This is a genomic window from Paraburkholderia sp. Cpub6 (assembly GCF_014201065.1).
Taxonomy (GTDB): Bacteria; Pseudomonadota; Gammaproteobacteria; order Burkholderiales; family Burkholderiaceae; genus Paraburkholderia; species Paraburkholderia tuberum.
In genome coordinates this window covers 24,624-49,729 of record NZ_JACHDM010000005.1, presented here as the reverse complement: position 1 = coordinate 49,729, position 25,106 = coordinate 24,624, and the positions used below count along the sequence as shown (strand labels likewise).

At 64.8% G+C, this 25,106-nt stretch carries 23 protein-coding genes; 15 read left to right on the top strand and 8 right to left on the bottom strand.

Annotated features, from left to right (window positions below; translation table 11 throughout):
* The first annotated feature begins 77 nt into the window (after nt 1-77).
* From dksA to hslU, 3 genes are all read left to right on the top strand, one after another.
* Nucleotides 78-497 carry an RNA polymerase-binding protein DksA gene (gene dksA, locus HDG33_RS11220; RefSeq protein ID WP_090802202.1) on the top strand — a complete coding sequence of 140 codons (420 nt, stop codon included), beginning with the start codon at nt 78-80 and terminating at the stop codon, nt 495-497.
* A gap of 339 nt (nt 498-836) precedes the next feature.
* Nucleotides 837-1,373 (top strand): ATP-dependent protease subunit HslV, encoded by a 537-nt coding sequence (gene hslV / locus HDG33_RS11215; protein ID WP_184025885.1) that lies wholly within the window; start codon nt 837-839, stop codon nt 1,371-1,373.
* Nucleotides 1,374-1,383: 10 nt separating this feature from the next.
* Nucleotides 1,384-2,730 carry an ATP-dependent protease ATPase subunit HslU gene (gene hslU, locus HDG33_RS11210; RefSeq protein WP_090802203.1) on the top strand — a complete coding sequence of 449 codons (1,347 nt, stop codon included), beginning with the start codon at nt 1,384-1,386 and terminating at the stop codon, nt 2,728-2,730.
* Between the two features lie 133 nt (nt 2,731-2,863).
* Here the strand turns inward: hslU and HDG33_RS11205 are convergent, their stop codons facing one another.
* The 3 genes from HDG33_RS11205 to HDG33_RS11195 form a co-directional block, all read right to left on the bottom strand.
* Complete coding sequence (locus HDG33_RS11205; RefSeq protein ID WP_184025882.1) at nt 2,864-3,406, bottom strand: response regulator transcription factor; 543 nt, start codon at nt 3,404-3,406, stop codon at nt 2,864-2,866.
* The gene (locus tag HDG33_RS11200; RefSeq protein ID WP_184025879.1) at nt 3,403-4,713 is read right to left on the bottom strand and encodes an ATP-binding protein; all 1,311 of its coding nucleotides are present in this window, start codon (nt 4,711-4,713) and stop codon (nt 3,403-3,405) included. The genes HDG33_RS11205 and HDG33_RS11200 overlap by 4 nt, the downstream gene beginning before the upstream one ends.
* 335 nt (nt 4,714-5,048) lie before the next feature.
* Nucleotides 5,049-5,273 (bottom strand): cysteine-rich CWC family protein, encoded by a 225-nt coding sequence (locus tag HDG33_RS11195; protein WP_184025876.1) that lies wholly within the window; start codon nt 5,271-5,273, stop codon nt 5,049-5,051.
* 265 nt (nt 5,274-5,538) lie between these two features.
* Between HDG33_RS11195 and argB the strand changes: the two genes are divergently transcribed.
* From argB to HDG33_RS11160, 7 genes are all read left to right on the top strand, one after another.
* Nucleotides 5,539-6,438: an acetylglutamate kinase gene (gene argB, locus HDG33_RS11190; RefSeq protein ID WP_018419098.1), complete on the top strand. Its 900-nt coding sequence runs from the start codon at nt 5,539-5,541 to the stop codon at nt 6,436-6,438.
* A 156-nt stretch (nt 6,439-6,594) separates the two neighbouring features.
* Complete coding sequence (locus HDG33_RS11185; protein WP_184025873.1) at nt 6,595-7,362, top strand: pyrimidine 5'-nucleotidase; 768 nt, start codon at nt 6,595-6,597, stop codon at nt 7,360-7,362.
* A 41-nt stretch (nt 7,363-7,403) separates the two neighbouring features.
* On the top strand, nt 7,404-8,114 hold the full coding sequence (gene slmA, locus HDG33_RS11180; RefSeq protein ID WP_184025870.1) for a nucleoid occlusion factor SlmA: 711 nt from the start codon (nt 7,404-7,406) through the stop codon (nt 8,112-8,114).
* A 321-nt stretch (nt 8,115-8,435) separates the two neighbouring features.
* The gene (locus HDG33_RS11175) at nt 8,436-9,581 is read left to right on the top strand and encodes a homoserine O-acetyltransferase (RefSeq protein ID WP_184025867.1); all 1,146 of its coding nucleotides are present in this window, start codon (nt 8,436-8,438) and stop codon (nt 9,579-9,581) included.
* The gene (gene metW / locus HDG33_RS11170; protein ID WP_184025863.1) at nt 9,578-10,186 is read left to right on the top strand and encodes a methionine biosynthesis protein MetW; all 609 of its coding nucleotides are present in this window, start codon (nt 9,578-9,580) and stop codon (nt 10,184-10,186) included. The genes HDG33_RS11175 and metW overlap by 4 nt, the downstream gene beginning before the upstream one ends.
* Nucleotides 10,187-10,200: 14 nt before the next feature.
* Nucleotides 10,201-11,595 (top strand): AmpG family muropeptide MFS transporter, encoded by a 1,395-nt coding sequence (locus tag HDG33_RS11165; protein ID WP_184025859.1) that lies wholly within the window; start codon nt 10,201-10,203, stop codon nt 11,593-11,595.
* Nucleotides 11,577-12,908 (top strand): M48 family metallopeptidase, encoded by a 1,332-nt coding sequence (locus tag HDG33_RS11160; RefSeq protein ID WP_184025856.1) that lies wholly within the window; start codon nt 11,577-11,579, stop codon nt 12,906-12,908. Before HDG33_RS11165 ends, HDG33_RS11160 begins: the two co-directional genes overlap by 19 nt.
* A 45-nt stretch (nt 12,909-12,953) precedes the next feature.
* Here the strand turns inward: HDG33_RS11160 and HDG33_RS11155 are convergent, their stop codons facing one another.
* The 5 genes from HDG33_RS11155 to gatC form a co-directional block, all read right to left on the bottom strand.
* Nucleotides 12,954-13,739 carry an exodeoxyribonuclease III gene (locus HDG33_RS11155; RefSeq protein ID WP_184025852.1) on the bottom strand — a complete coding sequence of 262 codons (786 nt, stop codon included), beginning with the start codon at nt 13,737-13,739 and terminating at the stop codon, nt 12,954-12,956.
* A 52-nt stretch (nt 13,740-13,791) separates the two neighbouring features.
* Nucleotides 13,792-14,631 carry a PPK2 family polyphosphate kinase gene (locus HDG33_RS11150; protein WP_090802221.1) on the bottom strand — a complete coding sequence of 280 codons (840 nt, stop codon included), beginning with the start codon at nt 14,629-14,631 and terminating at the stop codon, nt 13,792-13,794.
* A 153-nt stretch (nt 14,632-14,784) separates the two neighbouring features.
* Nucleotides 14,785-16,260 carry an Asp-tRNA(Asn)/Glu-tRNA(Gln) amidotransferase subunit GatB gene (gene gatB / locus HDG33_RS11145; protein ID WP_184025849.1) on the bottom strand — a complete coding sequence of 492 codons (1,476 nt, stop codon included), beginning with the start codon at nt 16,258-16,260 and terminating at the stop codon, nt 14,785-14,787.
* 5 nt (nt 16,261-16,265) lie between these two features.
* On the bottom strand, nt 16,266-17,753 hold the full coding sequence (gene gatA / locus HDG33_RS11140; RefSeq protein ID WP_184025846.1) for an Asp-tRNA(Asn)/Glu-tRNA(Gln) amidotransferase subunit GatA: 1,488 nt from the start codon (nt 17,751-17,753) through the stop codon (nt 16,266-16,268).
* A gap of 158 nt (nt 17,754-17,911) precedes the next feature.
* Entirely contained in the window at nt 17,912-18,211 is a 300-nt protein-coding gene (gene gatC, locus HDG33_RS11135) for an Asp-tRNA(Asn)/Glu-tRNA(Gln) amidotransferase subunit GatC (RefSeq protein ID WP_184025843.1), read from the bottom strand.
* Nucleotides 18,212-18,586: 375 nt separating this feature from the next.
* Between gatC and HDG33_RS11130 the strand changes: the two genes are divergently transcribed.
* The 5 genes from HDG33_RS11130 to rodA all read left to right on the top strand — a co-directional run bounded on the left by HDG33_RS11130 (nt 18,587) and on the right by rodA (nt 25,044).
* Nucleotides 18,587-19,630 carry a rod shape-determining protein gene (locus HDG33_RS11130; protein ID WP_004189550.1) on the top strand — a complete coding sequence of 348 codons (1,044 nt, stop codon included), beginning with the start codon at nt 18,587-18,589 and terminating at the stop codon, nt 19,628-19,630.
* 154 nt (nt 19,631-19,784) lie between these two features.
* Nucleotides 19,785-20,921: a rod shape-determining protein MreC gene (gene mreC, locus HDG33_RS11125; protein WP_184025840.1), complete on the top strand. Its 1,137-nt coding sequence runs from the start codon at nt 19,785-19,787 to the stop codon at nt 20,919-20,921.
* A complete protein-coding gene (gene mreD / locus HDG33_RS11120; protein ID WP_090802227.1) occupies nt 20,918-21,430 on the top strand; it encodes a rod shape-determining protein MreD in 513 nt (170 codons plus the stop codon). Before mreC ends, mreD begins: the two co-directional genes overlap by 4 nt.
* A 79-nt stretch (nt 21,431-21,509) precedes the next feature.
* Nucleotides 21,510-23,885, top strand: coding sequence for a penicillin-binding protein 2 (mrdA, locus tag HDG33_RS11115; protein WP_184025837.1), 2,376 nt, complete (start codon nt 21,510-21,512; stop codon nt 23,883-23,885).
* A 10-nt stretch (nt 23,886-23,895) separates the two neighbouring features.
* Complete coding sequence (rodA, locus tag HDG33_RS11110; RefSeq protein WP_184025834.1) at nt 23,896-25,044, top strand: rod shape-determining protein RodA; 1,149 nt, start codon at nt 23,896-23,898, stop codon at nt 25,042-25,044.
* Nucleotides 25,045-25,106 lie beyond the last annotated feature (62 nt).

The window sequence follows — 25,106 nt, the reverse complement described above, 5'->3', positions numbered from 1 at the left end:
GTCCGCGCGACGCGTTTGCGGGCAATACGAAAGTGCGGGCCCTATGAGTTTTGCCTCACATTGAAGAAGTAAGCCAGATGACGACGAAACGACTCTTGACCGAAGCCGAAATCCTGAAGATGAGCGACAAGGATTACATGAATGCGGATCAGCTCGCCTTCTTCAAGAACAGGCTCGAACAGTTGCAGGCGGACATTCTCCGCAATGCCGGCCAGACGACCGAGAACCTGCGCGAAACGGTCATCGTGCCGGACCCGGCCGATCGCGCCACGATCGAGGAAGAGCATGCGCTCGAACTGCGCACGCGCGACCGCGAACGCAAGCTGCTGAAGAAGGTGCAGCAATCGATCGCGCGAATCGAGGCGGGCGACTATGGCTGGTGCGAGGAAACCGGCGAGCCGATCGGCATTCCGCGTCTGCTCGCGCGGCCCACGGCTACGCTGTCGCTCGAAGCCCAGGAGCGCCGCGAACTGCGCCAGAAGCTGTTCGGCGACTGATTATCTGCGGCGCGGCTTCGGCTTAGCGCCCTGAAAACGCTGCTTCGTCGAGAGGCGCACGGTGAACCGTGCGCCTTTTCTTTTTGCGCGACATCCGCGCATGCTCCGCCATCCGTCCCGCCCCGCCGTCCCTTCCCGTCTCGTTTCTCAGGCTCCCTGAGCGGATTTTCAGTTTTTCGTCCTAGGCCTTCCGGCGGATCTTGATATGACCGCGCGCGCCCTAAAATAGATCGGACATGCGCTCACGAGCGCGCCAGCCGGCGCGCCGTTCGCTGACTGGATTCATGCGGTAGCGCACAGCGCTGCCGCGTCCTACCCGTTTTGCAAAGAGGAACGCATATGGAGCAATTTCACGGCACGACGATCGTTTCCGTGCGCCGCGGCAACAAGGTGGCGCTCGGCGGCGACGGCCAGGTCACGCTCGGCAACATCGTCATGAAAGGCGGCGCGAAGAAGGTCCGGCGCATCTACAACGGCAAGGTGCTGGTCGGCTTCGCCGGTGGCACGGCGGATGCCTTCTCGCTGCTCGACCGCTTCGAGGCGAAGCTGGAAAAACATCAGGGCAATCTGACCCGCGCGGCCGTGGAGCTCGCGAAAGACTGGCGCACCGACCGCATGCTGCGTCGTCTCGAGGCGATGCTGATCGCCGCGGACGCGACCACCACGCTCGTCATCACCGGCAACGGCGACGTGCTCGATCCCGAAGGCGGCATCTGTGCGATCGGCTCGGGCGGTGCGTACGCGCAGGCGGCCGCGAAGGCGCTTGCCGACAACACCGAGCTGTCGCCGCGCGACATCGTGGAAAAGTCGCTGGAAATCGCCGGCGAGATGTGCATCTACACGAACCATAACCGCGTCATTGAGACGATCGAGTAAGGACCCATCGATGAGCACCATGACCCCCGCCGAGATCGTCTCCGAACTCGACAAACACATCATCGGCCAAGGCCGCGCGAAGAAGGCCGTGGCGGTCGCGCTGCGCAACCGCTGGCGCCGTCAGCAGGTCGACGAACCGCTGCGCCAGGAAATCACGCCGAAGAACATCCTGATGATCGGACCGACCGGCGTCGGCAAGACCGAAATCGCGCGGCGTCTCGCGAAGCTCGCGGACGCGCCGTTCATCAAGATCGAAGCGACCAAATTCACCGAAGTCGGCTACGTGGGCCGCGACGTCGACAGTATCGTGCGCGACCTGATCGAAATTTCGGTCAAGCAGACCCGCGAAACCGAAATGCGCAAGGTGCGGACCAAGGCCGGCGATCTGGCCGAAGACCGCATCCTCGACATCCTGCTGCCAACCGCACGGCCGGTCGGCTTCGGTTCGAGCTCGAGCTCGACCGACACCGCCGATGAAGGCAGCACGACGCGTCAAACGTTCCGCAAGCGCCTGCGCGAAGGCCAGCTCGACGACAAGGAAATCGAGCTCGACGTCGAGCAGCCGCAGGTCGGCATGGACATCATGGGGCCGCCGGGCATGGAAGACATGACCGAGCAGATCCGCTCGATGTTCGCCAACATCGGCGGCGGCAAGAAGATGCGCCGCAAGATGAAGGTCAAGGAAGCGCTGAAGGTGCTCACCGACGAAGAAGCCGGCAAGATGCTGAACGACGAAGAGGTGAAGAGCAAGGCGGTGCAGAACGTCGAGCAGAACGGCATCGTGTTCCTCGACGAAATCGACAAGATCGCGTCGCGCAACGAAGCGGGCGGCGGTGAAGTGTCCCGTCAGGGTGTGCAGCGCGATCTGCTGCCGCTCGTCGAAGGCACGACGATCAACACCAAGTACGGCATGGTGAAGACCGATCACATCCTGTTCATCGCGAGCGGCGCGTTTCATCTCGCGAAGCCGAGCGATCTGATTCCCGAGCTGCAGGGACGCTTCCCGATTCGCGTCGAGCTCGATTCGCTGTCGGTCAACGACTTCGAATCGATCCTCGTGTCGACGGACGCGAGCCTCGTCAAGCAATACCAGGCCCTGCTCGCGACCGAAGACGTGCACCTCGAATTCGCCGACGACGGCATCCGCCGTCTCGCCGAGATTGCGTACTCGGTCAACGAGAAGACCGAGAACATCGGCGCGCGGCGTCTTTATACGGTGATTGAAAAACTGCTCGAAGAAGTGTCGTTCTCGGCCGGCAATCATTCGGGCCATGCAGTGCAGATCGACGCGGCGTATGTCGATAGCGCGTTGAACGAAATCGCCGAAGACGAGGATCTGTCGCGCTACGTGCTTTGACTTGCGCGGTGGCAGCGCGAAGCGCTGATGTATGAAAAACGGGCTGCCTTCGCATAGGCAGCCCGTTTTGTTTTGTGCCGCCCTTCCCGCGGCGGCGCCTCGAACAGCCAACGCCGCGCCAGAAGATCGCCGCCTACTGCTTCACCGGCCGCTTCGCCAACTTGCGCTGCAACGTGCGCCGATGCATGTTCAACGCGCGCGCGGTCGCCGAGATATTGCCGTTGTGTTCTGCGAGCACACGCTGGATATGCTCCCATTCGAGCCGCGCCACCGACAGCGGCTGCGGATGCTCGATCGCCTCCTCGGCCTGCAACGCGCTCGCCTCGCTTTGCAGCGCCGACAGGATCGTCTCGACGTTGGCGGGCTTTGCGAGATAGTTGTCGGCGCCGTCCTTGACCGCCTGCACCGCGGTGGCGATGCTCGCGTAGCCGGTCAGCACGAGCATGCGCGCATCGGGCTGCAGATCGCGTAACGGCGCGACGAGCGTCAGGCCGGAGTCGTTGCCGAGATGCAGGTCCACGGTGATCTCGCTGAACTTCTGCTGATTCGCGAGCCGGATCGCCTCGTCCGCGTTGTGTGCTTCGGTCACCGTGTAGCCGCGCCGCGTCAAGCCGCGCGCGAGGATGCCGGAGAACACTTCGTCGTCGTCGATCACCAGAAAATTCTTTTCGCTCATGCCTGTTTCTCCGTGTTGGATGGCGCAGCGCCATGTGGGCTCGCTCCGGAAATCTTGCGCGCGGCGAGCGGTAGTCGCAGCACCGCACGCGTGCCGCGCGGCCGTCCGCCGTTGGCGTCGGTCAGCTCGATCGATCCCTTCAGACGCGCCGCCGCCGAAAACGCCAGATACAGGCCGACGCCGTGACCGCCCTGCGTGCTCTCCACCGGCATCGCGCCGAGCGAGCCGCGCAGCGCGGCCGGAATGCCCGGACCGTGGTCGCACACTTCGAACACGATCTGGTCGCCGCGTGGCGCGAGCACGCAGGACAGTGTCACGTGATCGCGGCTCGCGCGCGCGGCGTTGTCGAGCAGGATCGTCAGTATCTGGCTGACGGCCACCGTGTCGTTGAGACTGACATCGGCGGGCGGTGTGCCAAGCCGCTCGAACGTCACGTGAGGATGGCGCAGGCGCCATTGCCCGGCAAATGATTCGAGCCATTCGTCGACCGGCTGGCGGTTCGTCGTGGTCGTTGCGCGGCTGCGCAACCGCGCGAGCGCCGACGTGCACAACATCATCTGCTGCTCGAGCAGCTCGAGATCGGCGCGGTAGGGGGCGAGTCCCGCGTCGGTCCGCGCCGCGTCGCGCAATTCTTCGGACAACATCGCGATTGTAGACAGAGGGGTGCCGATTTCGTGGGCCACGGTGGCCGCCTGCACGCCGAGCGCGACCGCCCGTTCGTCGTGGAGCAAGCGCTGCTGCGCTTCTCCAAGCGCTGCGTCACGTAGCCGCAGCGCTCGGGACATGCGCGCGACGAACCACGCAATCAGCCCCACGCTGACCATGAAGTTGACCCACATGCCTGAGCGGTAGTAGTCGAACAGGTTGGCGGGATTCTCGAGATTGAGCGGCACGGAATCGAAACTGAGCATCGCGTAGCAGGCGACCGCGAACGCCGCGAGCCAGGCCATCAGATACCACGGCAGCACGGCCGCCGCGATCGCAAGCGATGGCAGGTACAGCGACACGAACGGGTTGGTGGTGCCGCCGGACAGGAACAGCAGCGCCGACAACGCCCCGAGATCGACCCAGATCTGCCCGAACAGCTCGAGGTTGGACTCGGGACGCTGCTGCGACACGCGCCACCACGTGAGCGCGTTGAACAGCACTTCGAGCCCGATCACGAGCAGCATCGCGGGCAACGGCAGATTGGCGCCGATGAAGATCTGCACGAACGCGATCGTCAGCAGCTGACCGATGATCGCGAGGCTGCGCAGCCAGAACAGATGACCGAGATTGACGCGGCCGGTGTTGGTTATACGGTGCATGACCCTAGTCTACCCGTTACGCCGCCGCGGCCCGAGCCAGTGGCGCCGCGGCAGATGAAGCCCGTTGCTTCGCCGCCGCGGCCAAACTGCACCCGCTCGACGACGCCCGCCATTATTGCCCCACTCGACCCGGGAAACGCGGTCGCACAATTCCGCGCCGGCTACACGCTGCGGATGGCCAGCCGGCACGCCGACGCGATCGCCGCGGATCGGCAGCCGCGGTTCGGCGAATGGGAGCCGGCGCTGGAAACGATTGTGCGCGATCTGCGGGCGCGGGTGGCGCAGCATCGCCGCGCGTCGGCGGTTTCTGATCGGCCCCGGGGCAAATCCGACCATCACGGCCGCTCATGCTCACTCGCCTCGTGTGTCGCCTGTGCAATCTCCGCGGCCAGACACTCCGGGCACAGACACCGGCCGCCTGGCTTTAACCGCTCGACCGGTAGCGGCGGCAGCGCGCGGCACCAGCAGTTGGACGGATCAGTCTGCATGCCGCAGTCGAAAGCATTGCCGCAGCGCGGACAGCGTGCGCTGCGTTCGGAGCGGGGGGGAGACGATTTCATCGCAGATCGGCGCTCAGGGCCGGGGACATTGATCAAGCCATGATGCCATGACTGACACGCTCAGGTGCAGTCGTCCGTTCGGGCAATGCACAGCCGTCACGCAAGTGCGTTACGCTTGCTGTTCGCCACCCCCGCGGCGCGTCATGGTGCGGTACGCCAAGCCTGCACCGCCCGTCGCTCGCGCCGCGGCCGAAAACCCTGTTGCAGCGCGCCAGTCCTGTACAATTCGCGCTGTTTCAACTGTTCCGTGCCCGAGCCTGCCGCCATGTCCGAGCTTCCCGACCTCTCGCAGATTGCGCCCACCCTGAAAGCCGAAATTCTGGCCGAGGCGCTGCCTTACATCCGTCAGTATCACGGTAAGACCGTGGTCATCAAATACGGCGGCAACGCCATGACCGAAGAGCGTCTGAAGCAGGGCTTCGCGCGCGACGTGATTCTGCTGAAGCTGGTCGGCATCAACCCGGTCATCGTGCACGGCGGCGGTCCGCAAATCGACCAGGCGCTTAAGAAAATCGGCAAACAGGGCACGTTCATCCAGGGCATGCGCGTCACCGACGAAGAGACGATGGAAGTCGTCGAATGGGTGCTCGGGGGCGAGGTGCAGCAGGACATCGTGATGCTGATCAACCACTTCGGCGGCCACGCGGTCGGCCTGACCGGCAAGGATGGCGGCCTGATCCACGCGCGCAAGATGCTGATGCCGGATCGCGAAACTCCGGGCCAGTACGTCGACATCGGCCAGGTCGGCGAAGTCGAGTCGATCAACCCGGCGGTCGTGAAGGCGTTGCAGGACGACGCGTTCATTCCGGTCATCTCGCCGATCGGCTTCGGCGAAGACGGCCTGTCGTACAACATCAACGCGGATCTCGTCGCGGGCAAGCTGGCGGTCGTGCTGAACGCCGAAAAACTTGTGATGATGACCAACATCCCCGGCGTGATGGACAAGGAAGGCAATCTGCTGACCGACCTGTCGGCGCGCGAAATCGACGGTCTGTTCGAAGACGGCACGATCTCCGGCGGCATGCTGCCGAAGATCTCGTCCGCGCTCGATGCGGCGAAGAGCGGCGTGCGCTCGGTGCACATCATCGACGGCCGCATCGAGCACTCGGTGCTGCTCGAAATTCTGACCGAACAGCCGTTCGGCACGATGATCCGCTCGCATTGATCGTTGCGGCATCCCCGGCACAGGGGTTGCGTCCGAGCGGCGCGACGCCTGTGCCCCACCTCGCGGCCGGCAGTCCATGCGCGCCCCGAGCGTTGATCTGGCAATCTCCGCGCATCCGCAGCATGAAACGCCCGTCAGCGGCTGAAGAAATCCACCATGCGCACCCCCACTTCGCGGCGCCGCCGTCCTGACCTCGCAGGCGGCAAGCCCGTCTGGCTGTTCGATCTCGACAACACGCTGCACCGCGCGTCACATGCCATTTTCCCCGCGATCAATCGCGGCATGACCCAGTACATCATCGACGCGCTGCAAGTCGACATCGACGAAGCCAACCGTCTGCGCACCGGCTACACGCTGCGCTACGGCGCAGCACTGCTCGGTCTCACGCGCCACCATCCGCTCGACGCGCACGACTTCCTGAAGGTCGTGCACACGTTCCCCGACCTCTGCTCGATGATCCGCCACGAGCGCGGCGTCGCGCGTCTGATCGCGGCGCTGCCGGGCCGCAAGATCGTGCTGACCAACGCGCCCGAAACCTACGCGCGCGCGGTGCTCGCCGAGTTGCGCATCGAGCGGCTATTCGAGCGCGTGATCGCGATCGAGCACATGCGCGATCGCCGCCAATGGCGCGCGAAACCCGATCACGCGATGCTGCGCCGCGCGATGCGCGACGCGCACGTGTCGCTGAAAGACGCGATCCTCGTCGAGGACACGCGTTCGCACCTGAAAAACTATCGACGGCTCGGCATCCGCACCGTGTGGATCACCGGGCACCTGCCGCGCAAGCCGCAGGCGGACAGGGTACCGACGCGCCTGCCGGGCACCGGCCGGCCGCATTATGTCGACCGCAGCATTCGTTCGCTAAAATCGCTACGACCGGGCACGCGCTCGGTTCGATGGAAGGGACGCACGCCGGGACAGTAGGGACGAAAGCCGCCAACGACATCAGCCGGGGGACCACAGCCATGCAGCCGATCGACAAGCCTGACGAAACCTCAGCCGCAGCCTCCCCCGCGGCGCCGGTCGCCACACGCTCGCCGCGTCCGAAGCCGGGCGAGCGTCGCGTGCACATCCTGCAGACGCTTGCCAGCATGCTCGAGGCGCCGAAGCGCGAGAAGGTCACCACGGCCGCGCTCGCCGCCCGGCTAGGTGTGTCGGAAGCCGCGCTGTATCGCCATTTCGCCAGCAAGGCGCAGATGTTCGAAGGGCTGATCGAGTTCATCGAGCAGACGCTGTTCGGCCTCATCAACCAGATCACCAATCACGAAAACAACGGCGTGCTGCAGGCGCGCGCGATCGCGCTGATGCTGCTCAACTTTCCCGCGAAAAATCCCGGCATGACGCGCGTGCTGACCTGCGAGGCGCTGATCGGCGAGCACGAGCGACTCACCGAGCGCGTGAACCAGATGCTCGAGCGCGTCGAGGCATCGCTGAAGCAGTGCTTGCGGCTCGCGCAGACCGAAGCGCTTGCCCGTGCGAATAACGACGTCACAGGCAACGCCGGCCCGCAGACCGCACCGCAATCCGCTGCGTTGCCTGCCGACTACGATCCCGCCATTCGCGCGAGCCTGGTGGTGAGCTATGTGATCGGCCGCTGGCATCGCTATGTGCGCAGCGGTTTCGCGCGGCCGCCCGCCGAACACGCGGACGAGCAACTGCTGCTGATTCTTCAGTAGTCCGCGAGGACTCGCCCCCTTCGCGCGGCATCGCCCGTGCCGCTGCCGCGCGGAATTTTCCGCTATACTTTGCGCCTGATGTTGCCGCGGCCTTCCGATGCATAACGGACCGCGCCAAGGCATCCCGAAACACGTTGCACCCGGTTTCACACCCCTTCACGCGCCGATTTGCTGACTCGATTGCGGGCGCGCGAACCCTTGGCCCCAGGCCCGCGGTTCACTATAAATGCGGCTAAAGAGGTCGTCAGCTGCGCACACCGTCCTTCTCTTCGTGCTTCGCCGACGCCGTTTAGCCGCCCTGTTGACTCAATGGCGGAATGAATGGAATCCATCGGCATCGTCGCTCCCCAAAAAATGCATTTCACCGAGCCGCTGCCATTGCGCAACGGCAGCTCGCTCGCAGGCTACGACCTGATGGTCGAGACCTACGGCACGCTCAATGCCGCGCGCAGCAATGCGGTGCTCGTGTGCCACGCGCTGAACGCATCGCATCACGTGGCGGGCGTGTACGCCGACGATCCGAAGGACATCGGCTGGTGGGACAACATGGTCGGCCCGGGCAAGCCGCTCGATACCGACAGGTTTTTCGTGATCGGCGTGAACAACCTCGGCTCGTGCTTCGGCTCGACCGGGCCGATGAGCATCGACCCCGCGACCGGCAAGCCGTATGGCGCGACCTTTCCGGTCGTCACCGTCGAAGACTGGGTCAACGCTCAGGCGCGCGTCGCCGACGCGTTCGGCATCACGCGCTTCGCCGCCGTGATGGGCGGGAGTCTCGGCGGCATGCAGGCGCTCGCGTGGAGCATGATGTATCCGGAGCGGGTCGCGCATTGCATCGTGGTCGCATCGACGCCGAAACTGTCCGCGCAGAACATCGCGTTCAACGAGGTCGCACGCTCGGCGATCCTGTCAGACCCCGACTTCCACGGCGGCAACTACTACGCGCACGGCGTGAAACCGAAGCGCGGCCTGCGCGTCGCGCGGATGATCGGCCACATCACGTATCTGTCGGACGACGACATGGCCGAAAAATTCGGCCGCTCGCTGCGTCGCGCGGAAGGCGCGCTCGATGACTACAACTTCAGCTTCGACGTCGAATTCGAAGTGGAATCGTATCTGCGCTATCAGGGCGACAAGTTCGCCGACTACTTCGACGCGAACACCTACCTGCTGATCACGCGCGCGCTCGACTACTTCGATCCGGCCAAGGCCTTCGACGGCGATCTGACCGCCGCGCTAGCCCACACCACCGCGAAGTATCTGATCGCGAGCTTCTCGACCGACTGGCGTTTCGCGCCGGCACGCTCGCGCGAACTGGTGAAGGCGCTGCTCGACCACAAGCGCACGGTCACCTATGCGGAGATCGACGCGCCGCACGGCCACGATGCCTTCCTGCTCGACGATGCGCGCTATCACAACCTGCTGCGCGCCTACTACGAACGCATTGCAAACGAGGTCAACGCATGAACCAGCGAGCACTTGATTACCTGGCATTGCGCCCGGACTTCCGCGCGATCGCCCGCTGGGTCGAACCGCGCGCGACCGTGCTCGATCTCGGCTGCGCGGACGGCTCGTTGCTGTCGCTGCTGAACGAAGAACTGGACGTGCAGGGCTACGGCATCGAGATCAACGACGCCGGCGTGCTCGCCGCGACGCAGAAGGGCGTCAACGTGATCCAGCAGAATCTCGAAGACGGCCTGCGCCTGTTCGAAGACGGCAGCTTCGATTTCGCGGTGCTGTCGCAGACGCTGCAGACGATTCATCAGACCGCGGCGATTCTGCGCGAGACGGTGCGCGTCGGCAAGCAATGCATCGTGTCGTTTCCGAATTTCGGCTATTGGCCGCATCGGCTGTCGGTGTTGCAGGGGCGTATGCCGGTGTCGAAGTCGCTGCCTTATCAATGGCACAACACGCCGAACGTGCGTGTGCTGACGATCAAGGACTTCGAAGCGCTCGCGCCCGAAGTCGGCATCGAGATTCTCGATCGCGTCGTGCTGCATGACGGACAGGTGGTGCGTTGGGGCGTGAACTGGCGTGGTAGTCTTGCGGTCTATCGCGTCAAGAAAAGCTAACGTCACTTATCCACATGTCGAACCCGCCGCACGAGGCGCCCGCACTTACCGCTCACGAAGAACATCCCGGCTGGCGCGCGTTTTTGAATACGCGCATGCTGATTTGCGTCTTTCTCGGCTTCACGTCGGGATTGCCGCTGTTTACGCTCGTCTACCTCGTGCAGGCGTGGCTGCGCTCGGAAGGCGTCAATCTGAAGGAAATCGGCCTCTTCGCGCTGATCCAGTTTCCGTACACCTGGAAATTCGTCTGGGCACCGCTGATGGACCGCTACGTACCGCGCGTGCCCGGTTGGCGGCCCGGCAGACGGCGCGGCTGGATGCTCGTCACGCAATTGCTCGTGGCCGGCGCGATGGCGACGCTCGGCTTCGTGTCGCCACGCGAATCGATCTGGAGCGTCGCCGCGCTGACCGCCCTGGTCGCGTTCTTCGGCGCGAGCTCCGACATCGTGATCGACGCGTACCGGCGTGAATTGCTCAGCGACACGCAGCAGGGCCTCGGCAACGCGGTGCACGTGAACGCGTACAAGATCGCGGCGCTCGTGCCCGGTTCGCTCGCGCTGATTTTGTCCGATCATCTGCCGTGGAGTACCGTCTTCATCGTGACGGCCGCGTTCATGCTGCCGGGCGTTCTGATGACGCTGGTGGTGCGCGAGCCCGAGGTGCACGGCGAGCCGCCGAAGAATCTGCGCGAGGCGATCGTCGAGCCGTTCAGGGAATTCATTCAGCGCGACGGCTGGCGCGCTGCCCTTTTCGTGCTGGGCTTCATCTTCCTGTACAAGCTCGGCGATACGATGGCGACCACGCTGTCCACGTCGTTCTTCCTCGACATCGGCTTTTCGCGCACGCAGATCGGCGTGATCGCCAAGACCACGGCGTTCGGCGCGAGTCTCGCGGGCGGCATCGTCGGCGGGATCTGGCTGATGAAGATCGGCATCGGCCGCGGCTTGTGGATCTTCGGTTTGCTGCAGATGGTGTCGACGCTCGGCTTCGCGTGGCTCGCGCATCTCGGCCCGGATTCGCCCGGACTTGCCGCGATTTACAACATGGCCGTCGCACTGAGCCAGGGGACGACGAAGCTGCTGTCGTTCGTCGGCATCGACTGGAGCGTGCAGCTCGATCCACGCTCGGTCGCGCTCGCGCTCGTGTACGGCTTCGAGACCTTCGCCACCGGTCTCACGATGGCCGCTTTCACCGCGTATATCGCGAGCACCACCGATCCGCGCTACACGGCGACGCAGTTCGCGCTGTTCACGAGCCTCGCGTCGGTGCCGCGCACGCTCGCGTCGGCGGCGAGCGGCTATGTGGTTGCGCGGATGGGCTGGTTCGACTACTTCATCCTCTGCACCGCGCTCGCGGTGCCCGGCATGCTGCTGCTGGTGCGTATCGCGCCGTGGAGGGACCGGTCGTGAAGGTACCGATTCCGCCCCGCGCGCGCCGCACCGCACTCGGCGCCGTAAGCGTCCTCGGTTGCGCGAGCGTTGCGCTGGCGATGCCGGCGGGCGCCTATGCGGCCGGCACGCCGGCGATTGGCGCCAGCCCGGTGAGCGGCGCGCAAGCGCCCGCGCCGGCCGCCGCCGCCGCCGCGACCACCAGCGGTGCGACGCCCAACCCGGCCCCGATGCCTGCGGCCAGGTCCGCGACCAGCGGCGCCAGCGCCGCGGAAAACGCGACTTCGGCTGCAGCCGGCAACAGCGGCAACAACAGCGCCGGCGGTGCGAATCCTGGCGCGAATAACAGCACCGGCGCCAACGCCGGTGCCCCGGGCACGCCCAGCGCTAGCGGTAGCGCTCCGGGCGCCGCTACCTCCGGCTCCGCGCCGCAGCCCGCGCCGCAGCCCGCGCAACCTCCCGCCACCGCCAAAGCGCCCGCCGCGGCATCGGCCCCCGCGGCCGTCCCGCCGCCCTACTACGTGAGCCCGCAACTGCGCTACGGCGGCTACATGGTGTTCCGCAACCTGATCCCGTCGTCGATGCTCGAGGCGCAGGCCGCCGAGGAGTTCAGCCAGATCGTCTACGGCGCCAGCCACGCGAACCGCCTGTACGGCGAGACGGACGCGCGCGTGACGCGCGTGCGCTCGATCATCAACCGGATGATTCCGTACTCGTTGAAATGGAACGAGCGAGCCAAGCTCTGGAAGTGGGAAGTCGCGGTGGTGCGCTCGAACGACATCCGCATGTACTGCCTGCCGGGCGGCAAGATCGTCGTCTATAGCGGGATTCTCGATCGCGTCCGCCTGAACGACAACGAGGTCGGCATGCTGATCGGCCATGAGATCGCGCACGCGTTGCGCGAGCACGCGCGCATGCGGCTCGGTCAGTTGCAGGCGAGCCAGCTCGATTCGTCCGGCACGATTCCGCAACTGTTCGGCCTCGCCGATCTGGGCATGGCGCCGCTCGGCATCGGTTCGCGTCTGCTGGAAATGAAGTACGAGAGCACCGACGAAACCGAAGCCGACGTGATTGGCAGCGATATCGCGTCGCGCGCCGGCTTCGATCCGCGCGCGGCGGTCACGCTGTGGGATAAGCTCGCGCAGGCGACGCGCGGCAGTCGCGGCCAGGGCTTCATCTACGTGCACCCGTACACGCCGGCGCGCCGCGACGACATCATCAAGCGGCTGCCGGACATGCTGCCGCTGTACGCGAAGGCAATCGGCAAGAGCGTCGACGAGTTGCCCGATTATGCAGGCATCGGACGGCCGACCCGCAAGCCTGCGCGCGACTGATATCGGTGCTGTCGGGGAGCGGCGCGCTCAAGCGCCGCGCCTTGCTTACTTCTTGATCTTGACCTTATGGTCGTAGTCGACGGTCAGCGGCGCATGGTCGCTGAACTTGATGTCGCGGAACACGTCGGTGCGCTTTGCCTTGCTTGCGATGCCCGGCGTCGCGATCTGGTAATCGATCCGCCACCCGACGTTCTTCGCATACGCCTGACCGCGATTGCTCCACCACGTGTACTGCTCGGGCCGCTGGTCGAGCGTGCGGAACACGTCCACATAACCGACTTCGTCGAACAGTTTGTCGAGCCATGCGCGCTCTTCGGGCAGGCAGCCCGAATTCTTCTGGTTGCTCTTCCAGTTCTTGATGTCGATTTCCTTGTGCACGATGTTCACGTCGCCGCACACGATCACCTCGCGCTCCTTGGCCAGCTCGGCGAGATGCGGCATGAACTCGTCCATGAAACGGAACTTGGCCTGCTGGCGCTCGTCGCCGCTCGACCCCGACGGCACATACACCGAGACCACCGACAGCTTGCCGAAACGCAGCTCGACATAGCGCCCTTCCGGGTCGAACTCCTCGCTGCCGAAGCCGATGACCACTTCGTCCGGCTCGTGACGCGTATAGACGCCCGCGCCGCTATAACCCTTTTTTACCGCATGCTGGAAATAGCCGGTGAAATCGTGCGGCGCCATGAACTCCGGCGTCATGTCATCCTGCGAGCATTTGATTTCCTGCACGCAAAGCACGTCGGCGCCCTGTTCGCCGAACCAGTCGAAAAAGCCCTTCTTCGCCGCCGAGCGGATGCCGTTGAGGTTGGCGGTAATCACACGCAACATGTCTTTCCTCTTTTGTTCGATTCGTTTCTGAAGCCAAGGGGCAAGGCCGCGTTCACTCGACCTTGACTCCCTTCAGCGATTCCTTGGCCGGCGGATATTCGAGCTTCAGCGCGTCGAGCGTGCGCAGCAGCAGTTCGGCGACCATCACGTTGCGATGCGTCTTCGACTCGGCCGGAATCACGTACCACGGCGCGTATTCGGTCGACGTCGCGGCCAGTGTGTCGCGATACGCGGACTGATACGCGTCCCACTGCTTGCGCGCTTCGAGATCCGACACGTCGAATTTCCAGTGCTTCAGCGGATCGTCGATGCGCTCCTGCAAACGCACACGCTGCTCGTCCCTTGAAATGTGCAGCATGCACTTGAGAATCGTCGCGCCGCTGTCGGCGAGCATCTCCTCGAACTGACGGATGTGGCGGCACCGCTGCTGGAACGCCGCGGCGTCGAGCGCGCCCAGCACGGTCGGCACGAGCAGGTCTTCGTAGTGACTGCGGTTGAAGATCGTCAGCTCGCCGGCCGCGGGTGCCTGCGAATGCACGCGCCACAGGAAGTCGTGCGCGAGTTCGACGGGCGTCGGTGCCTTGAACGGCACGATGCGCAAGCCGAGCGGATCGACTTCGTGAAATACCGCGCGGATCGTGCCGTCCTTGCCGCTCGTGTCCATGCCTTGCAGCACTAGCAGAACGCGGCGCTTGCGCTGCGCGTGCAGCCGCTCCTGCAGGTTGTCGAGCAGCAGGCCTACTTCCGACAGACGCGCGCGGTCCGCGTCTTTCGAGCCGCTCGAAAACGGCTTCGCCTTCGGATCGAAGTGGTCGAGCGAGAAGTGGTTTTTTTTCTTGCCGTCGTCGAAATACGGCACGCGGAAATCGTCGAGATCGGGTTGCTTTGTCATGCATACACTCCAAGGTCTACGCTTGCCTACGCTTACCCACGCTTAACCGGCTGAAGCGGGTCCGCAAAATAAAACGGGCCGTTGCCCTGCTTCGATCCGGCAACGGCCCGTGGTGACACGGGCGCGATCACGCCCGGCCCGCGGCACTTCAACTCAGGACAACTTCTTCTTGAGCAATTCATTGACCTGAGCAGGGTTGGCCTTACCCTTGGTTGCTTTCATCGCCTGGCCGATCAGCGCGTTGAACGCCTTTTCCTTGCCGGCGCGATATTCGTCGACCGACTTCTGGTTCGCGGCGAGCACTTCGTCGATGATCGCTTCGAGCGCGCCGGTGTCCGAAATCTGCTTCAAGCCTTTCGCCTCGATGATGCGATCGGCGGCGGCTTCGTCGGTGGCCTTCTCTTCCCAGATCGCGAGGAAGATTTCCTTCGCGATCTTGTTCGAGATCGTACCGTCGGCAATACGTTGCAGAACCAGCGCCAGCTGCGCGGCCGAGACCGGGCACGCGGCAATGTCGAGGCCTTCGCGATTGAGCTGCGACGACACTTCACCCATCACCCAGTTCGCCGCGACCTTCGCGTTGGCCACACCGAGCTTGGCGACCACCGCTTCGTAGTAAGCGGCCATCGCCTTGCTCGAGGTCAGCACGTTCGCGTCGTACGGCGTGAGTCCGTACTGCGACACGAAGCGCCGCTGGATCGCTTCCGGCAGTTCCGGCATCTCGCTCTTCACGCGCTCGACCCACGCGGCGTCGATCACGAGCGGCATCAGGTCGGGGTCGGGGAAATAGCGGTAGTCATGCGCGTCTTCCTTGCTGCGCATCGAACGCGTCTCGCGCTTGTCCGGATCGTACAGACGCGTTTCCTGCACCACCGTGCCGCCGTCTTCGATCAGCTCGATCTGGCGACGCACTTCGTACTGGATCGCTTCTTCGAGGAAGCGGAACGAGTTCAGGTTCTTGGTCTCGGTGCGCGTGCCGAATTCCTTCTGGCCGACCGGACGCACCGACACGTTCGCGTCGCAGCGGAACGAGCCTTCCTGCATGTTGCCGTCGCAGATGCCAAGCCACACGACGAGCGTGTGCAGCGACTTCGCGTAGGCAACGGCCTCGGCCGCGCTGCGCATTTCCGGCTCGGTGACGATTTCGAGCAGCGGCGTGCCGGCGCGATTCAGGTCGATGCCGGTCATGCCCGCGAAGTCTTCGTGCAGCGACTTGCCGGCGTCTTCCTCGAGGTGGGCGCGCGTCAGGTTGATGGTTTTCTCGTACGCTTCCTTGCCCGCCTTTTCATTGGCCGGCACCTGGATCGTCACCTGACCGCCCTGCACGACGGGGATTTCGTACTGGCTGATCTGGTAGCCCTTCGGCAGGTCCGGGTAGAAATAATTCTTGCGCGCGAAGATGCTGCGCGGCGCCACCGTTGCGCCGATCGCGAGGCCGAACTGAATGGCGCGTTCGACCGCGCCGCGGTTCATCACCGGCAGCGTGCCGGGCAAGGCCAGATCGACGGGGCTGGCCTGCGTGTTCGGCGCGGCGCCGAATTGCGTCGCGGTGCCCGAGAAGATTTTCGAATGCGTCGACAACTGCGTGTGGGTCTCCAGACCGATCACGACTTCCCATTGTTTGGTCATGGTGCTCACACTCCTGCCGGTGCCTGACGGTGCCAGTCGGTCGCGCGCTGGAACGCGTCGGCCACCTGCAGCATCCGGGCTTCGTTGAAATAGTTGCCGATGATCTGCAGACCGACCGGACGCTGCGCGTTCGCGCCCGCGCCGAAACCGCACGGCACGCTCATGCCCGGCAGGCCGGCGAGGCTCACCGACAGCGTGTAGATGTCGGCCAGATACATCTGCACCGGATCGTCGCCCTTCGCGCCGATGTTCCACGCCACCGACGGCGCGACCGGTCCCATGATCACGTCGCACTGCTTGAACGCTTGCTGGAAGTCCTGCGCGATGATGCGGCGGATCTTCTGCGCCTGCAGGTAGTACGCGTCGTAGTAGCCGTGCGACAGCACGTAGGTGCCGACCAGAATGCGGCGCTTCACTTCCGGGCCGAAGCCTTCGGCGCGCGACTTCTTGTACATGTCGAGCAGATCGCGGTACCCGGCCGCGCGATGGCCAAACCGCACGCCATCGAAACGCGACAGGTTCGACGATGCTTCGGCCGGCGCGATCACGTAGTAGACCGGGATCGACAGTTCGGTCTTCGGCAGCGACACCTCGACGAGCGTCGCGCCGAGCGCTTCGTACTGCTTCAAGGCGGCGTCGATCGACGCGCGCACGTCGTCGGCGAGACCGGGGCCGAAATACTCCTTCGGCAGGCCGATGCGCAGACCGGCGAGCGGCTTGTCCGTGCCGCCGTCCTGCCACGACTTGCCGAGATAGCGCGTGTAGTCCTCGTGCTCGTGCGAGAGGCTCGTCGAGTCGCGCTCGTCGAAGCCGGCCATCGCGTTGAGCAGCGTCGCGCAGTCCGCGGCGCTTTGCGCCATCGGGCCGCCCTGGTCGAGCGACGACGCGAACGCGATCATGCCGTAGCGCGACACCCGGCCGTACGTCGGCTTGATGCCGGTGATGCCCGAGAACGACGCCGGCTGGCGGATCGAGCCGCCGGTGTCGGTGCCGGTCGCGGCGGGCGCGAGACGCGCGGCCACGGCGGCAGCCGAGCCGCCCGACGAACCGCCCGGCACGGCCTTGCGGTCCCACGGATTCTGCACGGCGCCGAAATACGAATTCTCGTTGGACGAACCCATCGCGAACTCGTCCATGTTGGTCTTGCCCACGCACACCATGCCGGCGTTCTGCAGACGCGCGACCACGGTCGCGTCGAACGGGCTTTCGTAGTTCGCGAGCATCTTCGAGCCGGCCGTGGAGCGCCAGCCCTTCGTGACGAACACGTCCTTGTGCGCGATCGGCAGGCCGACCAGCGGGCCCGCATGGCCGGTGTGCAGCAGCGCGTCGGCGGCTTTCGCCTGCGCGAGCGTCAGTTCCGGATCGACCTGAATGAACGCGTTCAGGCTATTGGCCGCGTCGATCCGCTTCAGGTACAGCTGCGCCAGTTCGACTGCGGAGCATTCCTTGGCCGCGAGCGCAGCGCGCAGTTCGCTCAAACTTTTTTCATGCATTGCGTTTTATCCTGGAAAGCGCGGCAGCGTGGTCACGCCGCCGTGGAGGCGTTCGGTTGCCCGTCGGCAGACCGGCCCGGCAAGGTTCGCGGCGAGGACGCGCGTCTGGACCACGGAGGCTCGCGCCGACGCCAGACCCGGGGTCTGCCCGGCGGGTCTTATTCGATCACCTTCGGCACGAGGTACAGGCCGTCCTGAACGGCCGGCGCGGGGCGCTGGAAAGCCTCGCGCTCGACCGTCTCCGTGACGGCGTCGTCACGCAGACGCAGCGCGACGTCTTCGATCTGCTCGATCGGGTGGGCAAGCGGCGCGATGCCGGTGGTATCGACCGCCTGCATCTGCTCGACGAGGCCGAAAAAATCATTGAGCTGGGCACGCGTGTGCTCGGCGTCGGCATCGGCCAGTTCGAGCCGCGCGAGATGCGCGATGCATTTTACATCGGTCAGGGTCAGAGCCATGCAGTCACCGGAAAGGGTGGAATGTCACAACAGTTAAAAAAAAGTCGCGTTGTAACAGCGGGTTACGACAAGATAGGACAATCCAGAAAAAGGTGCGGCAACGACAAAATGTGCGCTCCGTTTCCTTCAAAACATCCAAAATTATAAGGTATCATTACGCGTTCGACCCAAACCCGGACCGACTTACCAAGGCCTTACGGACAATTCCAAGAACGTCCGGCGCTTTCCGCCCTGGCTTTGCAACGGCCTCCGGTAGACTCCCCCGCGGCTTCAAGTTCATGTGGCGTCGCTACCGCCCGGTTGAAGCTGTTATTTTTCCGCTGCCGCCCTACGCATACGGTGCGAGGCCCGGCCCCCAGCGAGACAGGATTTTGAATGTTCGGTTTTTTGCGCAGCTACTTCTCCAACGATCTGGCGATTGACCTCGGCACCGCCAACACCCTTATCTACATGCGCGGCAAGGGCATCGTTCTCGACGAACCGTCGGTCGTGTCGATCCGCCAGGAAGGCGGCCCCAACGGCAAGAAGACCATTCAGGCAGTCGGCAAGGAAGCCAAGCAGATGCTCGGCAAGGTGCCGGGCAACATCGAGGCGATCCGCCCGATGAAAGACGGCGTGATCGCCGACTTCACCGTCACCGAGCAGATGATCAAGCAGTTCATCAAGACTGCTCACGAATCGCGCATGTTCTCGCCGTCGCCTCGCATCATCATCTGCGTGCCGTGCGGTTCGACCCAGGTCGAGCGTCGCGCGATCAAGGAAGCCGCGCACGGCGCGGGCGCCTCGCAGGTGTATCTGATCGAAGAGCCGATGGCTGCCGCGATCGGCGCGGGCCTGCCGGTGTCGGAAGCAACGGGTTCGATGGTCGTCGACATCGGCGGCGGCACGACAGAAGTCGGCGTGATCTCGCTCGGCGGCATCGTGTACAAGGGCTCGGTGCGCGTCGGCGGCGACAAGTTCGACGAAGCGATCGTCAACTACATCCGCCGCAACTACGGCATGCTGATCGGCGAACAGACCGCCGAAGCCATCAAGAAGGAAATCGGCTCCGCGTTCCCGGGCTCCGAAGTCAAGGAAATGGAAGTGAAGGGCCGCAATCTGTCGGAAGGCATTCCGCGCAGCTTCACGATCTCCAGCAACGAAATCCTCGAAGCGCTGACCGATCCGCTGAACCAGATCGTGTCGTCGGTGAAGATCGCACTGGAACAGACGCCGCCGGAACTCGGCGCGGACATCGCCGAGCGCGGCATGATGCTGACCGGCGGTGGCGCGCTGCTGCGCGACCTCGATCGCTTGCTCGCCGAAGAAACCGGCCTGCCGGTGCTCGTCGCCGAAGACCCGCTGACCTGCGTCGTGCGCGGCTCGGGCATGGCGCTCGAACGCATGGACAAGCTCGGCAGCATCTTCTCGTACGAGTAAGCGAGCCTTCCTCCCATGTCAGTAGCGCGGATCTGGCACACGGCCCCTTGTGGGCCGCTTTGTCGTTGGCTGGGCCGACCAGCCTCCGCGCGCTGACCGCGCGCGCCTTGCGCGTCGCCGTCTCACCCAACCGCTCACGCCCCCGGCGCCGACCATGGAATACAGTCCGCCGCCCCTGTTCAAGCAAGGCCCCTCCGCTCTGGCCCGACTGGTGTTCTTCGTCGTGCTGGCGCTCGCCCTGCTGATCTCCGATGCTCGCTTCCAGACGCTCGAAATCGTCCGCGGCGTGCTCGGCGCGGGTCTTTATCCTTTGCAGCGCGCAGCGCTCGTGCCGCGCGACATCTTCATGGGCGCCGCCGACCTCGCCGTGACGAGCGCCACGCTACGCGACGAGAACGCGAAGCTGCGCGCGAAGGATCTGCGGCTGTCGCAGCAGGCCAATCTGGCCGCGTCGCTCGCCGCCGAAAATGGCCATCTGCGCGCGCTGATGCAACTGTCGCAGAGCCTCACCACGCAATCGCTGCCCGCCGAAATCCAGTACGACACGCGCGATCCGTTCACGCAGAAGGTCGTGATCGGACGCGGCGCGCAGCAAGGCATCCAGAACGGCTCGCCGGTCGTCGACGAAGATGGCGTGATCGGCCAGGTCACACGGGTGTTCCCGCTGCAGGCCGAAGTCACGCTGCTGACGGACAAGGACCAGGCGGTGCCGGTCGAAATTCTGCGCACCGGCTTGCGCAGCGTGATCTACGGTACGCCGAAGGGCGACACGCTCGATCTGCGCTTCGTGCCGATCAGCGCCGACGTCCAGACCGGCGACGAGCTCGTCACGAGCGGCCTCGACGGCGTGTATCCGCCGGGGCTGCCGGTCGCGAAGGTCGTGCGCGTCGACAAGCAGGCCGACACCGCGTTTGCGCGCGTAGTCAGTCTGCCGGTCGCCGCGGTGCGCGGTGCGCGTCAGGTGCTCGTGCTGCACGTCCAGAACAACGCGCCGCCGCGCCCGGCGGACGAACCCGACGCGGCAACCGTCGCGAAGGAAGCGAAAGCGAAGAAGGGCGCCAAAGCAGCGGACGGCAAGGGCGCGGCGGACAAATCCGCCGCCAGGCCAGCCGACAGGAACGCCGCCGACAAAGCGCCGACCGAAAAGCCCGCAGCCAAATCCGTGGAAAAGGCGCCGGGCAAAGCTGCGGCCGACAAGAAGTCCGAAAAGCCCGCAGCCGACAGGAAAGCCGAAAAGCCGGCCGCCGCGAAGAACGTGAAGCCGCAAGCCGAGCCGGGGGCTCAGCCATGAATCGCCCGCAATACATCCTGCAGCCCGTCAACCCGTACTTCATCGCGTTCAGCCTCGCTTCCGCGTTCCTGCTGAACCTGATGCCGTGGGGGCGTCTCGCCGGCGTGCCCGATTTCGTCGCACTCGTGCTGCTGTTCTGGAATGTCCATCAGCCGCGCAAGGTGGGCATGGGCATCGCGTTTCTGCTCGGTCTGCTGATGGACGTGCACAACGCGAGCCTGCTCGGCGAACACGCGCTCGCCTACACGCTGCTCTCGTACGGCGCGATCACGATTCACCGCCGCGTGTTGTGGATGTCGCTCGGCGTGCAAATGTTCGCGGTGATGCCGCTGCTCGTCGTCGCGCAACTGGTGCCGTTCGTGATCCGGTTGTTGACCGGCGCGGCGTTTCCGGGCTGGAGTTATCTGATCGACGGTTTCGTTGAAGCGGCGCTGTGGCCGGTCGCCAGCATCTTGCTGCTGATGCCGCAGCGCCGCCCCGCCGACCCGGACGATACGCGCCCCATTTGATCCCGCATCGGGCTCACCGGCCGCGGCCAGTTTGGGCGCACACTCTTGATGGCCGCATGCCGGCCTTTTGCAGAATCGCATGACCGAATTCAAGGACACTCAACAGCAGCTCACGAAATTCCGCCTGCGCGTCGCGGCGGCGGGCCTGTTCGTGTTTGTCTGCTTCGGGCTGATCGGCTTCCGCTTCCTGTTCCTGCAGGTCTGGCACTACAGCAAGTACTCGCTGCAAGCCGATGAAAATCGCATCTCCGTCGCGCCGATCGTGCCGAACCGCGGCATCATCACCGACCGGAACGGCGTCGTGCTCGCGAAGAACTACTCCGCCTATACGCTTGAAATCACCCCGTCGAAGCTGAACGACACGCTCGATAACGTGATCGACAACCTCGCCGCCGTCGTGTCGATTGATGCGCGCGACCGTCGCCGCTTCAAGAAGCTGCAGGAAGACTCGAAGAACTTCGAAAGTCTGCCGATCCGCACGCGCCTGACCGACGACGAAGTCGCGCGCTTCACCGCGCAGCGCTTCCGCTTCCCTGGCGTCGAAGTGCGCGCGCGGCTGTTCCGCCAGTACCCGCTCGGGCCGACCGCCGCGCACGTGATCGGCTACATCGGACGGATTTCGCAACGCGACCAGGACCGCATCGACGACGCCAGCGATCAGAACGACAGCGACCCGGACCACTACGATCCGCGTCTTGACGCGAACAACTACAAGGGCACCGATTACATCGGCAAGATCGGCGTCGAGCAGAGCTACGAGACCGAGCTGCACGGCCAGACCGGTTTCGAGGAGGTCGAGGTGACGGCGGGCGGCCGCCCGGTGCGTACGCTGTCGCGCACCCAGGCGACGCCGGGCAACAACCTCGTGCTGTCGCTCGACATCGGCCTTCAGCAGGTCGCCGAGCAGGCGTTCGCCGGACACCGCGGCGCGCTCGTCGCGATCGAGCCGTCCACCGGCGACGTGCTCGCGTTCGTGTCGGCGCCGAGCTTCGATCCGAATTCCTTCGTCGACGGCATCGACCAGCAGACCTGGGATGAACTGAACAACTCGCCCGACCATCCGCTCCTGAACCGGCCGCTGCACGGCACCTATCCGCCGGGCTCGACCTACAAGCCGTTCATGGCGCTCGCCGCGCTGACGCTGCACAAGCGCACACCGAGCTGGGGCTTCCAGGACCCCGGTTACTACACGTTCGGCGGCCACACGTTCCGCAACGACGTGCGCTCGGGCCAAGGCTGGATCGACATGAACCGCGCGATCGTCGTATCGAACGACACGTACTTCTACATGCTCGCGCACGATCTCGGCGTCAACAACATCGCGAACTTCATGAAGCCGTGGGGCTTCGGGCAGATCACCGGCATCGACATCGCCGGCGAAGCGAAGGGCATCCTGCCGTCGACCGACTGGAAGCGCCACGCGTACCGCCGCCCCGAGCAGCAGAAGTGGTACGAAGGCGAAACGGTCAGCCTCGGCATCGGCCAGGGCTACAACTCGTTCACGATCCTGCAGCTCGCCCATGCCACCGCAACGCTCGCGAACAACGGCGTCGTGATGAAGCCGCACCTCGTGCGCGACATCGAGAATCCGATCACGAAGGACACGCGGCCGGTGGTGCGCGATCCGAGCGACAAGATCGCGGTCAAGCAGCAGGACATCGACTTCATCAAGCGCGCGATGGAAGGCGTGGTCACGAACGGCACGGCGGCCAAAGTGTTCGCGGGCGCGCCATATCAGGCGGCCGGCAAGACCGGTACCGCGCAGGTGTACTCGCTGCAAGGCGCGAACTACAAAGGTCACGCGGTTGCCGAGAATTTGCGCGATCACGCGCTGTTCATCGCCTTCGCGCCGGCCGATCAACCGAAGATCGCACTCGCGCTGGTCGTCGAAAACGGCGGCTGGGGCGCGGAGGCGGCCGGTCCGATCGCGCGCAGGGTGCTCGACTATTACCTGGTCGGCAAGAACAAGCCCGGCGCGGAAGAAGCGGCCGTCGCGGTAGCGGCATCGACCACGCTCGAAGCATCCGCGCCGCAGGTCGGCGATACGCCGGCCTCGCATGAGGGCGCTCACTCGCTCAAGATTGCGGCGGGCTTTACGGCACTGCCGATGCCGGGGGCGGCGGCTGCCGCGGCGGCCTCCGGTGCGTCGGCGGCCGTTGCGGCTTCGGGCGCGAATGGCGCGTCTGCGCCGGTGGCGGCGTCGGCTGGCGCGGCGGCAACGGTGCCGGCCAGCGCGCCGGCAGCGGCTTCGGCCACCGCAGCGCGCGCGGCCTCGGCGGCCAAGCCGGCATCGGCTTCGTCCGTGGCAAAGAAATCGGCGTCGCGTACGTCCGGCGCCCCGCACCAACCCCGTCCGGCAAGCGAGCCGGCGCCGAGCGTCGCGGCACCATCGCGCGAGGACAGCTTCCAGGGCGCGTCGCCGCGCCAGCCGGCCGCCGGCGGCATCGACGAATAAGGAGAAAGGCATGCAATTCGACAAGCGCGCCTGGCTCGAGCGCATCAAGCGGATGTTCGTAGGCTTCGACCGTCCGCTCGCACTGATCGTGTTTCTGCTGCTGTGCGTCGGCATCGTCACGCTGTACAGCGCGACACTCGACATGCCGGGCCGCGTCGAAGACCAGTTGCGCAACATCCTGCTCACCTTCGTGCTGATGTGGGGGCTCGCCAATGTGCCGCCCAATACGCTGATGCGCTTCGCGGTCCCGCTCTACGCGTTCGGGATCGCGCTACTGGTCGCGGTCGCGATGTTCGGCCTTACGCGCAAGGGCGCGAAGCGCTGGATCAACGTCGGCGTGGTGATCCAGCCATCGGAAATCATGAAGATCGCCACACCGCTGATGCTCGCCTGGTACTACCAGCGCCGCGAAGGCGTGATGCGCTGGTACGACTACCTGGTCGGCTTCGTGATCCTGATCGTGCCGGTCGGCCTGATCGCGAAGCAGCCCGACCTCGGCACGGCCGTGCTCGTGTTCGCGGCCGGCCTGTTCGTGATTTACTTCGCGGGGCTGAGCTTCAAGCTGATCGTGCCGGTGCTGATCGCGGCCGTGATTGCGGTTGCGTCGATCGCGGCGTTCCAGGACAAGATCTGTCAGCCCGAAGTGCAGTGGCCGCTGATGCACGACTACCAGAAGCACCGCATCTGCACGCTGCTCGATCCGACCTCTGACCCGCTCGGCAAAGGCTTCCACACGATTCAAGCGGTGATCGCGATCGGCTCGGGCGGCCCGCTCGGCAAGGGTTGGCTGAAGGGTACGCAGGCGCATCTGGAGTTCATCCCCGAGAAGCACACCGACTTCATCTTCGCGGTGTTTTCGGAAGAGTTCGGTTTGGCAGGCGGAATCGTGCTGCTCACGCTGTACATGCTATTGATCGCGCGCGGGCTCTACATCGCGGCCAACGGCGCGACATTGTTCGGGCGATTATTGGCCGGCTCGTTGACGATGGCGTTCTTCACGTACGCGTTCGTCAATATCGGCATGGTGAGCGGGATTCTGCCGGTGGTCGGCGTGCCGTTGCCGTTCATGAGTTACGGTGGCACCGCGCTGACTACATTGGGCGTCGCGATCGGGCTGATCATGAGCGTCGCGCGACAGAAGCGGTTGATGCAGAGCTAACCCGTAGCTAGCGGCACGCAGCAAACGACAATGCAAAAAAGGGCGCTCGTTGCGAGCGCCCT

Excerpts from the sequence above, each read along its gene's own strand:
- argB (WP_018419098.1), top strand. The coding sequence starts at position 5,539 with ATGTCCGAGCTTCCCGACCTCTCGCAGATTGCGCCCACCCTGAAAGCC.
- HDG33_RS11155 (WP_184025852.1), bottom strand. The coding sequence starts at position 13,739 with ATGTTGCGTGTGATTACCGCCAACCTCAACGGCATCCGCTCGGCGGCG.
- hslV (WP_184025885.1), top strand. The coding sequence starts at position 837 with ATGGAGCAATTTCACGGCACGACGATCGTTTCCGTGCGCCGCGGCAAC.
- HDG33_RS11200 (WP_184025879.1), bottom strand. The coding sequence starts at position 4,713 with ATGCACCGTATAACCAACACCGGCCGCGTCAATCTCGGTCATCTGTTC.
- mrdA (WP_184025837.1), top strand. The coding sequence starts at position 21,510 with ATGACCGAATTCAAGGACACTCAACAGCAGCTCACGAAATTCCGCCTG.
- mreC (WP_184025840.1), top strand. The coding sequence starts at position 19,785 with ATGGAATACAGTCCGCCGCCCCTGTTCAAGCAAGGCCCCTCCGCTCTG.
- HDG33_RS11195 (WP_184025876.1), bottom strand. The coding sequence starts at position 5,273 with ATGAAATCGTCTCCCCCCCGCTCCGAACGCAGCGCACGCTGTCCGCGC.
- rodA (WP_184025834.1), top strand. The coding sequence starts at position 23,896 with ATGCAATTCGACAAGCGCGCCTGGCTCGAGCGCATCAAGCGGATGTTC.
- HDG33_RS11205 (WP_184025882.1), bottom strand. The coding sequence starts at position 3,406 with ATGAGCGAAAAGAATTTTCTGGTGATCGACGACGACGAAGTGTTCTCC.
- gatB (WP_184025849.1), bottom strand. The coding sequence starts at position 16,260 with ATGACCAAACAATGGGAAGTCGTGATCGGTCTGGAGACCCACACGCAG.
- HDG33_RS11175 (WP_184025867.1), top strand. The coding sequence starts at position 8,436 with ATGGAATCCATCGGCATCGTCGCTCCCCAAAAAATGCATTTCACCGAG.
- dksA (WP_090802202.1), top strand. The coding sequence starts at position 78 with ATGACGACGAAACGACTCTTGACCGAAGCCGAAATCCTGAAGATGAGC.
- hslU (WP_090802203.1), top strand. The coding sequence starts at position 1,384 with ATGAGCACCATGACCCCCGCCGAGATCGTCTCCGAACTCGACAAACAC.
- HDG33_RS11130 (WP_004189550.1), top strand. The coding sequence starts at position 18,587 with ATGTTCGGTTTTTTGCGCAGCTACTTCTCCAACGATCTGGCGATTGAC.
- slmA (WP_184025870.1), top strand. The coding sequence starts at position 7,404 with ATGCAGCCGATCGACAAGCCTGACGAAACCTCAGCCGCAGCCTCCCCC.
- HDG33_RS11185 (WP_184025873.1), top strand. The coding sequence starts at position 6,595 with ATGCGCACCCCCACTTCGCGGCGCCGCCGTCCTGACCTCGCAGGCGGC.
- metW (WP_184025863.1), top strand. The coding sequence starts at position 9,578 with ATGAACCAGCGAGCACTTGATTACCTGGCATTGCGCCCGGACTTCCGC.
- HDG33_RS11150 (WP_090802221.1), bottom strand. The coding sequence starts at position 14,631 with ATGACAAAGCAACCCGATCTCGACGATTTCCGCGTGCCGTATTTCGAC.
- gatA (WP_184025846.1), bottom strand. The coding sequence starts at position 17,753 with ATGCATGAAAAAAGTTTGAGCGAACTGCGCGCTGCGCTCGCGGCCAAG.
- HDG33_RS11165 (WP_184025859.1), top strand. The coding sequence starts at position 10,201 with ATGTCGAACCCGCCGCACGAGGCGCCCGCACTTACCGCTCACGAAGAA.
- gatC (WP_184025843.1), bottom strand. The coding sequence starts at position 18,211 with ATGGCTCTGACCCTGACCGATGTAAAATGCATCGCGCATCTCGCGCGG.
- mreD (WP_090802227.1), top strand. The coding sequence starts at position 20,918 with ATGAATCGCCCGCAATACATCCTGCAGCCCGTCAACCCGTACTTCATC.